This window comes from Elusimicrobiota bacterium, assembly GCA_040757695.1.
Taxonomy (GTDB): Bacteria; Elusimicrobiota; UBA8919; order UBA8919; family UBA8919; genus JBFLWK01.
On record JBFLWK010000083.1, the window covers coordinates 1 to 9,126 of the forward strand.

The window sequence follows — 9,126 nt, forward strand, 5'->3', positions numbered from 1 at the left end:
AGGAAGACCGACTTACTTATCGTAGCCATCGTCAAGAAATCTGTGAAAAGATAAAAGGGCTTGTTACACAATTAAAAAACAATCCAAACAAATCTGAACTTCTTGCCGAACTTGAACAACTTGCTGAAAACCTGAAACATCCCGGCATATCTCGTTAATCACCCACTCCACTCCATCACCCCTCCACCCCTCCAAAAAAAATCTTGACTTAAATCAAAATAATGGTAAAATAAAAGTGCTTCCTTGTGGTTCAACTGGTATGTCCCCGTAGCTCAATGGACAGAGTGATGGCCTCCGGAGCCATTGATGCAGGTTCGATTCCTGTCGGGGACGCTTTCCTAGCGGTCTCGGGATTTCAAAAAAAGCCACAGAAACACACAGAAAAAACACAGAAATAAGTTTCAGTGAGATTCTGTGAAATTCTGTGGCTTATCTTGGTTAATACTAAAAAATGATAATAGGTATTATCGGTGGGAATAAGTGTGATAAAACAATAGCGAAAATCGCAGAAGAAATTGGCTGTGAAATCGCAAAACGCAAACATATTCTTATCTGTGGCGGTATGGGTGGTGTGATGGAAGCAGCTTGTAAAGGTGCAAAAAAAACTGGTGGCTTAACTATCGGGATTCTGCCGGGTAAATCAAAAGATGAAGCAAATGCTTACATTGATATCCCTATAATAACAGCAATGAGCCATGCAAGAAACGCAATCATCGTAAGAACTGCAGATATAATTATTGCAATTGACGGTGAATACGGTACACTTTCAGAAATTGGGCTTGCAAAAGCGATAGATAAAATGGTGGTGGGAATAAAAACATGGGATATCCCTGGAATAATAAAAGCACATTCAGTAAAAGAACTTATGAAAATCATAGATAAACTAAAATGAAAATAGTCATCCAGCGAGTAAAAAAAGCAGCAGTTTCATACCACAATATCAAAGAAGAGATCGGTAAAGGATTAGTTGTTCTTGTTGGATTCGGTAAAACTGATACTGAAAAAGATATTGATTGGACTTCGGATAAGATATTGAACCTACGGATTTTTGCAGACGCTCAAAATAAATTTAATTTTTCTGTGGCAGATATTAAAGGTGAAATTCTTGTGGTTTCGCAGTTCACACTTTATGGTGATTGTAAAAAAGGTAGACGACCGGAATTTGTCTCTGCGTTAGAACCTGAAAAAGCAAATATCTTGTATGAAAAATTTGTCCAGCAACTGCAAAAATCGGAACTAACTGTCAAAACCGGAAAGTTTGCAGCAGATATGCTTGTTGAAATCCATAACGACGGACCTGTAACAATTCTGTTGGATACCGAACAATGAAAAAATTTTTTATTATTTTTTTACTATTTTTATTTATCTTACTGGTATTTTGGGGAATTTATTCGCTTGTAAAATTTCTGAAAACTGACCTTTTTCTATCAACGAATAAGAAGTTATATTATCACTGGGAGTTTATAAAAATAACAGCAAAAATCAAAACCAAAAAACTGGCTGAAAAATATAAAACTGAACCATTTTATGTGTCGGTATTCAAGGATAAAAACAGAATAATCACCATAGGCGGTCTTGGGAAAATACCGTTAATCTACAACAGCAAAAAAATGGTGTGGGAAGGTAAATGGCCATGTCCATGGAATGCTGACGACGGTAAGTATTATATTGAACCATTTTTAGCACAAAATATAAAATTTTCAACAACGCATTTTTTCATCAAACGACGCAAACTTAAACGGGTATTCCCACGCGGGTTTGGAATTTTAACCTTTGAAAACGCAACAACACTCTCAACACTAAAAATGAAAAACCCTAATGGTAAAGAAACTGGCTTCAAAGGTATGTTTGATTGGACGGAATTTATCGGAGCAGATGCATTCTGGTATCTCGCAGGTCAGACAAAAGCGGAAACACCAAATCCCGACGAACATTTTCCATGGACAGAAAAAAATATCTCAAAACTGCCTGAACTGGGAAAAGAAGCGCACAATCGTGGCCTGAAATTTGGAACTTATATTATCTCATATCTGACATACGGACACTACAAGTACAAAAACTATAGATATGCATATGACTATATCGCTGAAGAGGGTGGTCCGGTAGAAACCCGCGCAATCTCGCTTGCCGACGAGAAACGGGTCTCAGATATTATAAAACTGGTAAGGGTGCTTAATGATATCCCAGAAATTGATTACATCGGACTGGATTATATTCGGAATGCGTTAGGTGGCTATGAACTTGTTGACGAGTTCGTTCAAGAGATAAATGTAAAACTGCCAGAAGGCTGGGAAAAATATAACGCTACAAGAAGAATGGCTTGGCTTGCTAATGAAAAAGTTGCCCGACTGAATATGAGCCTTATTGACCAGTGGCAGTGGTGGCGTGCACACAGGGTTGCAAAAATAATAAAAAGAATCACTACAGAAGTAAAACTAAAAAAACCACTCTGGGTTTTTACACTCTCGTGGGAAAAAGGCTGGCAGCATGGTCAAGACCCTGTAATGGTCGCAGATGCAGGCGCAGATATTGATGCGGTAATGCTGTATGAGACAGATAGGGACCGGTTTAATATACTGTTAGATGATTGGCATAACTATATAAAAAAAATACAGGCAAATATTATCGTCGGTAATGTTGTGGATTTCCCGCTCCATCAGAAAATACTGAACCCACCAGCACCTGAAGAATTTTATAACCGAATTGTTGAAGCAACAAAAAAAATATATAATGATACTATCGTTGATAGTGTGTTTGTTCATGACCTATCACGAGCATTATGGGGACGAATCAGCCCGTATCCCACTATTGAATGGCTTTTAGCGGGCGCATCAGCAATTACTGAGATGCGAAAAATAAATGGACTTCTGACTGTCTCGGCTGAAATCAATCTATCACCAAAAATAAGAATAAACGAGCAGTTTTTGATACCGGTTGTAATAAAAAATACTTCTAAAAAAAAATTGAAAAATCTGGTAGTAAGAATTTTCTTGATTGGTGGTGAAATAAAAGGTACTAATCAAAAAACTATCACTGAATTATATCCAAACCAGACACAGATACTAAATTTCAACGGTATAATAAAAATACCTGCATGGGAAAAGGAACTGAAAAATATGGTCGCTATACAGGTTAAATCAGACAAACAACGGAATGCTACATTTTTTAGATATGTCACAGCGAGATAAATTATTTTTTTTAGCAGTCTTGTTTTTGTCGGTATTCATATATTTGAGCGCACAGGAAAGTAGTACTGACAGTATTAAGGGACAGGAACAAAAATCAATCACAATAGAGCCATTCTGCCAGAATCTATCACAGGCGGTTACTTACTGGCAACTCTCAGCACAGGATTTGCAGTTGCTAAAAAACAAAGGGCTTGGCTACAGCGAAGTCATAAAAGTAATTCTGATTGCTAAAAAAATTGAGAAACTACCTGACGAAATTGTAAAAAGACGACAGCGTGGCGAAACATTCAAAAAAATATGTGAACGCTATAAAATTGATTACAACCAAATCAAATTTGAAACTAAAAAAATCAAGTCGGAGGTAAAATTGTATGGAACGAAATAAACTGGCTACATTTATAGCAATTTTGTTTTTTATATCGGTTATTCTGGGCTGCTGGCTTGTTTTCTATCAAGCACCACAAGTTTCTAAACGAAAAATTTTAGGTGAAGGAAGAGTCCAGATTTTACAGGATAAAATTGCAGTTGTGAATATCTACGGCCCTATCAGGACAGCAACAAAATCATCAGAAATTTTTGCACGTGATTCAGATAGAATTGTAAAACGGCTAAAAAAGTTGAACGAAAACCCGTCTATAAAAGCGGTTGTGTTAAGAATAAACTCGCCCGGCGGAACAGTTGCAGCAGTTCAGGAAATATATTCAGAAATAATAAAACTGCGTAAGAATAAAAAAGTCGTTGTTGCATCTTTTGCAGATATCGCGGCTTCTGGTGGATATTATATTGCATCAGCATGTGATAAAATTATTGCACAGCCGGGAACGCTTACCGGTTCAATCGGTGTAATTTTGGAAATTGGGAATCTATCGGAACTTATGCGAAAAATTGGCGTAAAAATTGAAGTAATTAAATCAGGTAAACATAAAGACATCGGAAATTTTGCCAGAGAGATGACTGCCGAAGAACATAAAATACTACAGGATTTAATCAACGATGCATATGAGCAGTTTTTATCCGCAGTGATTTCTGGTAGAAAACTTGATGAACTAAAAGCACGCGAACTGGCTGATGGCAGGATTTTTACAGGCGCACAAGCAAAAGCAGTCGGTCTTGTGGATTTGTTAGGTGGATTAGAGGAATCAATTGAAGAAGCAAAAAAACTCGCCAAACTCAAAGGTGATGTAAAAATAATATCGGATTTAGACCAGTGGGAACGAATTTTTGAGTTTATTCCAGGCAGGTTTGAAGAGAAAGGATTCTCAAAAATTTTGCCTGATATGAATGTGCGATTTGAATATATTTTGGAATAAAAATATTAATTAACAAATTAATGAATTAATTAATAAGTTAACGCTTCCGACGATAAAAACCTTTATTATGATAACCTCAAAAATTGAACTCGCTTTGTCATTTATTGATAAACCAGGAGAAGCGATAGAATTGGCTATTGTAGAAAGACCGGTATCTTTTTCTTGGGCTATTTTTATACTCGCAAATTTAAGTTCCATTATCTCAGGTTCAATTGTGTTTTATCAGGGTGTTAGTGGGTTCTGGATGTTTTTTATTTTTATTTTATTTTTCAATTTTTGGGTTTTGATTGCTACTGCCTGTGGGTTCCACATTGTCGCCGGATTGTTGGAGAAGGGTAATGGTAAAGGTGATATTATTACGCTTATTACACTTCTGAATTTTTCACTCATACCATTTTTGTTTTTAATACCGGTTTCTTTAATTGCCAGATTTGTGGGTATGCCGTTTTACTATTTTTTAGTAATAATTATATGCGGCTGGTTAATTTATATTTTGTTTGTTTCAATAAAAACACTTTATAATATCTCCAACGCAAAAACCTATGTTGTACTTGTTTCACCACTAATAATTCCATTTCTGGTTGCGCTCGTTTTTTTTGTCATTTCTATCGGTAGTATTTATTCTGTTTTGATATGACAAACTTTTCAGCATTGCTTTACAAATGTTCTATTTGTCCGAGAAACTGTAATGTCAACCGCCTTAAAAACGAACTGGGCTTCTGTAAAATCGGTAAGAATCCGAAAATTTCTGCTTACAATTTACATTTTGGAGAAGAACCACCTATATCCGGCTATAACGGTTCCGGCACAATTTTCTTTACCGGCTGTAATTTAAGATGCGTTTTCTGTCAGAACTATCCAATCTCTCAACTTTATCACGGAAACGAAGTAACAGTTGAAAAACTATCAGAAATAATGCTGAAACTCCAAAACCAAAATGCACATAATATAAACCTTGTAACACCAACACATGTTATCGCCCAAATCGCAGAGGCAATTTTATTAGCAAAAAGAGAAGGACTGAAAATTCCTGTTGTCTACAATTCCGGTGGTTATGAAAAAGTAGAAACATTGAAGTTGCTGGATGGGTTTATAGACATCTATATGCCAGATGCGAAATATTCTGACGATAAAATTGCTGAAAAATATTCTGATGCCAAAAACTACTGGGACATAAATAAAAAGGCACTGAAAGAGATGTATCGTCAGGTTGGTGATTTACAAATAAAAAATGGTGTTGCTGTAAAAGGGCTTTTGATACGACATTTAGTTCTGCCTGATAATATCGCAGGTAGCAAAAAAGTGTTTGAATTTATCGCAACAGAGCTTTCTAAAAAAACTTATCTCTCAATTATGGCACAGTATCACCCTGCAAATAGAACCGATGAGTTCCCGGAATTACAACGAAAAATTACAGACAAAGAATACTCACAGGTTCTTAACCGGGCAGATGAATTCGGTTTAACTTACGGCTGGCGCCAGGAATTATGAATATAAAAAAAGTGGTTATGTGGTCAAGTGGTTATGTGTTTAAGTGTTTTTTACTTACTCACTTACTCACTTACTCACTTACTCACTGTCTTTATTCGGAGGAAAAAATGATACAACTACCACAACCAAAACTAAAAGGAACTATATCATTAGAAGAAACAATTTTCAAAAGACGCTCCGTAAGAAATTTTCAGAACAAAAAATTAACACCTGAACAAATTTCACAACTTTTATGGTCGGCACAAGGTCTCACATCAAAAATGGGATTCCGTTCAGCACCATCAGCAGGTGCAATATATCCAGTAGAAATTTATTTTGTATCTGCTGACGGAATTTTTCATTATATCCCGCAAGGACACAAAATAGAAAAACTGAAAGATGGCGATTTAAGAACTCAACTCTCTGATGCTGCATATGGGCAGGAATTTATATCCGATGCTGGTATTTCGGTAATCATCTGTTGTGATTACGAAAAAATTATGGCACGCTATAGCAAACGAGGAATTCGGTACGCAGATATGGAAGCAGGTCATATCGCACAAAATATTCATCTTCAAGCAGTCGCGTTAGGTTTAGGCTCTGTTCCCGTCGGCGCATTTTTAGATACCGCAGTTACAAATCTTTTGAATCTTCCTAAAAACCTTTCACCAATTTACATAATTCCCGTCGGCTACCTTAAATAAGGCAAGAGATTGGAGCCCCGAAGCCTGGCCCTGAATAAGTTCGGGGACAGGCTTGTTCAGGTTATCTGTGTAATCTGCGTTTACAAAAAAAGTACTTGACAAACCGCACATTTTATGTTATACTTTTTTCACAGGTTAACAGCGCAGTCATTGCGAGGAATGAAATGACGAAGCAATCTCAAATCACTAACCACTATCCACTAATCACTGACTTTACGACGGAGGGGGGGTAGTTACCAACGACAGAATCAAGAATTAAGAATTGACACAAAGTGTCATTCCGTACTTGATACGGAATCTATAAATATAAAATTTGTAGTTGCGGATATAAATCCACTATTTTTATTTCATTTGTAGTGGCACGCTCTTGGCGTGCTTTTTGTTTTGTAAAATCCAATTCGAACAAATGTTCGAATTGAAATTTTTTAGTCGCAGAAAACATATTTCTTAATTCTTTCCGCCACTACGACTTTGGCGGAAATTCTCAATTCTATGATGTTAACCTGGTGTGATAAAATATGAGAAGAAGACCGTCATCAACTGCAGATGTTCAAGGACAGGCGGATGGCTTATTAAAAGGTGCGGAACTCAACAAACAAGAAGTTAGTAAGATGGGTCTTTCAGCAGATGACTTGAAGAAGAAGCGAGATAAGTTTGTCTCGCAGAATGCCTTACAGGAGAAACTGAAAGCGGACCAGCAGCAGGCAACATGGGATTTGACCGCTGCAAAAAATGAACTGATGAAAGAGATGGGTAAATGGATTTCTGTGCTTGAGGGACAATATGGTAAGACAACCGAGAAACTGCAGGAGTTCGGGGTTGCACCCAGGATGTCAAGACCTCACAAGGGTCCACGAGAACAAAAGTAGTCGGCAATTAATTGCCGATTACAGATTTTCTATATCTGAACAGGGTTGCCCGGTGTTCAATCAGGGTCGTTCTGGGATGTAATGACTGTGTTAGAGCATTTAGCAGATGCATTCAGTGTTTAATCACTAGTGATTTATCGTATATCCAGTGTGTTTGATAGTATTTCCTGCATTATATCGCAGATTTTGACCAAAAAACAAAAATAATGAAGAAAACTAATTTGCTCCGTCCCTATTATTGTATACTGCTATATAGTATGGTTATTTCTGCCGCTTATGCAGAAAGTATAAAAGGAAAAATTTCTTTTGGTAAAGAAAACATCGTTCCTACAGACGAAAGCGGAAAAAAATTACAGAAAATAGTCGTTCCTACAAAAACTTATCATAAATTACTCTTATCCAATTGTTATTCAACCACCAAAATAGGGGAGCCGCAACTGCCAGTGAAGTATATGAAATTCATTATTCCTGCCGGTACAGAAATAGCAAAAATTAAAATCATTTCTGCCAAGAAAAAAGAGATTCGCGGAGAATATAATATTTATCCAGCTCAAGCGCCAGTCCCCTTTTCTCGACCGGAATTATTTAAATTTACTGCTCCTAAAGAAGAAATCTATTCTTCTTCACAAATTTATCCAGCAGAAATCGTCGAATCCTTAGGTAACGAATATCTTGATGGAGTGAATATTACCGCTGTAGGTGTGTATCCTGTTCAGTATATCCCGCTGAAGAAGAAATTGGTATTTAATCAAGAGATAGAGTTCCAACTGATTTTGAAAGCGAGTGCTAAAAAACCTAAAATTTTTGGGAAAGAAATAAAAAAGAAACTAAGAAGCTGGCTGGAAAAGACAGTATCCAATCCGGAAGATATAGATAGGTATATCGATTCTTACAAAGATTTCCTGCCTGAGAAAGGTAGTAAATTAGCGCCGGGAAATTATGCCTACGTAATTATTACTAACCAACTACTCGAAGGAGATTTTCATCCATTAGTAGATTGGAAGACCAAAAAGGGAGTGCGTACAAAGGTTGTAACCCGAGAATGGATTGAGGTGAATTATACAGGAACAGATGTTCCGGAAAAAATAAGGAATTTTATTATTGATGCTCATAGTACCTGGGGTACAGTTTGGGTATTATTGGGTGGAGATGTGAGTGTTATACCCACAAGAATTACTGATCCTTATGTGGATTCCGAAAGACCCGCTTGTGATATGTATTACGCTTGTTTAGATGGGAATTGGAATGCTGATGGAGATGCTAATTACGGTGAGCCAGAAGATAGCGTAGATATGCTGGCGGAGGTTTTTGTCGGTCGGGCACCAGTGGAAGACGCGGTAGAAGTAGGAACTTTTGTGAACAAAGTTTTAACCTATGAACAAACCCCACCAACAACTGATTATCCATTAAAAGCCTGTTTTGTCGGGTGTGATGATTTTGGGGATGCAGGGGGGGGTGAATGACATACTCCCCGCAGCAAGCTGCGGGGTATCTTAAAAGTCAAGTTTTAACTGGCGTCTGTCTTCTTCTGCTCTTTGATATTGGATGTATTTCTGTATAGTTTGTGCAGTTACTTTGTCGCCGG

Annotated in this window: 10 protein-coding genes and 1 tRNA gene; all 11 read left to right on the forward strand. The window is 37.1% G+C overall.

Annotation, left to right across the window (positions count from 1 at the left end; translation table 11 throughout):
• Window positions 1–261: 261 nt before the first annotated feature.
• Window positions 262–333, forward strand: a tRNA-Arg gene (locus AB1349_11315).
• Between the two features lie 118 nt (window positions 334–451).
• Window positions 452–892 (forward strand): TIGR00725 family protein, encoded by a 441-nt coding sequence (locus AB1349_11320; GenBank protein MEW6557918.1) that lies wholly within the window; start codon window positions 452–454, stop codon window positions 890–892.
• Window positions 889–1,329: a D-aminoacyl-tRNA deacylase gene (gene dtd, locus AB1349_11325; protein ID MEW6557919.1), complete on the forward strand. Its 441-nt coding sequence runs from the start codon at window positions 889–891 to the stop codon at window positions 1,327–1,329. Before AB1349_11320 ends, dtd begins: the two co-directional genes overlap by 4 nt.
• The gene (locus AB1349_11330; GenBank protein ID MEW6557920.1) at window positions 1,326–3,188 is read left to right on the forward strand and encodes a hypothetical protein; all 1,863 of its coding nucleotides are present in this window, start codon (window positions 1,326–1,328) and stop codon (window positions 3,186–3,188) included. The genes dtd and AB1349_11330 overlap by 4 nt, the downstream gene beginning before the upstream one ends.
• Entirely contained in the window at window positions 3,172–3,573 is a 402-nt protein-coding gene (locus AB1349_11335; protein MEW6557921.1) for a hypothetical protein, read from the forward strand. The genes AB1349_11330 and AB1349_11335 overlap by 17 nt, the downstream gene beginning before the upstream one ends.
• A complete protein-coding gene (gene sppA / locus AB1349_11340; GenBank protein MEW6557922.1) occupies window positions 3,560–4,498 on the forward strand; it encodes a signal peptide peptidase SppA in 939 nt (312 codons plus the stop codon). The genes AB1349_11335 and sppA overlap by 14 nt, the downstream gene beginning before the upstream one ends.
• A gap of 67 nt (window positions 4,499–4,565) precedes the next feature.
• Window positions 4,566–5,135 carry a hypothetical protein gene (locus AB1349_11345; protein ID MEW6557923.1) on the forward strand — a complete coding sequence of 190 codons (570 nt, stop codon included), beginning with the start codon at window positions 4,566–4,568 and terminating at the stop codon, window positions 5,133–5,135.
• Window positions 5,132–5,989 (forward strand): radical SAM protein, encoded by an 858-nt coding sequence (locus AB1349_11350; protein ID MEW6557924.1) that lies wholly within the window; start codon window positions 5,132–5,134, stop codon window positions 5,987–5,989. Before AB1349_11345 ends, AB1349_11350 begins: the two co-directional genes overlap by 4 nt.
• Window positions 5,986–6,672, forward strand: coding sequence for a SagB/ThcOx family dehydrogenase (locus tag AB1349_11355; GenBank protein MEW6557925.1), 687 nt, complete (start codon window positions 5,986–5,988; stop codon window positions 6,670–6,672). The genes AB1349_11350 and AB1349_11355 overlap by 4 nt, the downstream gene beginning before the upstream one ends.
• A gap of 518 nt (window positions 6,673–7,190) precedes the next feature.
• Window positions 7,191–7,541, forward strand: a complete 351-nt coding sequence (locus AB1349_11360; protein ID MEW6557926.1) for a hypothetical protein — start codon at window positions 7,191–7,193, stop codon at window positions 7,539–7,541.
• 257 nt (window positions 7,542–7,798) lie between these two features.
• Window positions 7,799–9,004: a C25 family cysteine peptidase gene (locus AB1349_11365; GenBank protein MEW6557927.1), complete on the forward strand. Its 1,206-nt coding sequence runs from the start codon at window positions 7,799–7,801 to the stop codon at window positions 9,002–9,004.
• Window positions 9,005–9,126 lie beyond the last annotated feature (122 nt).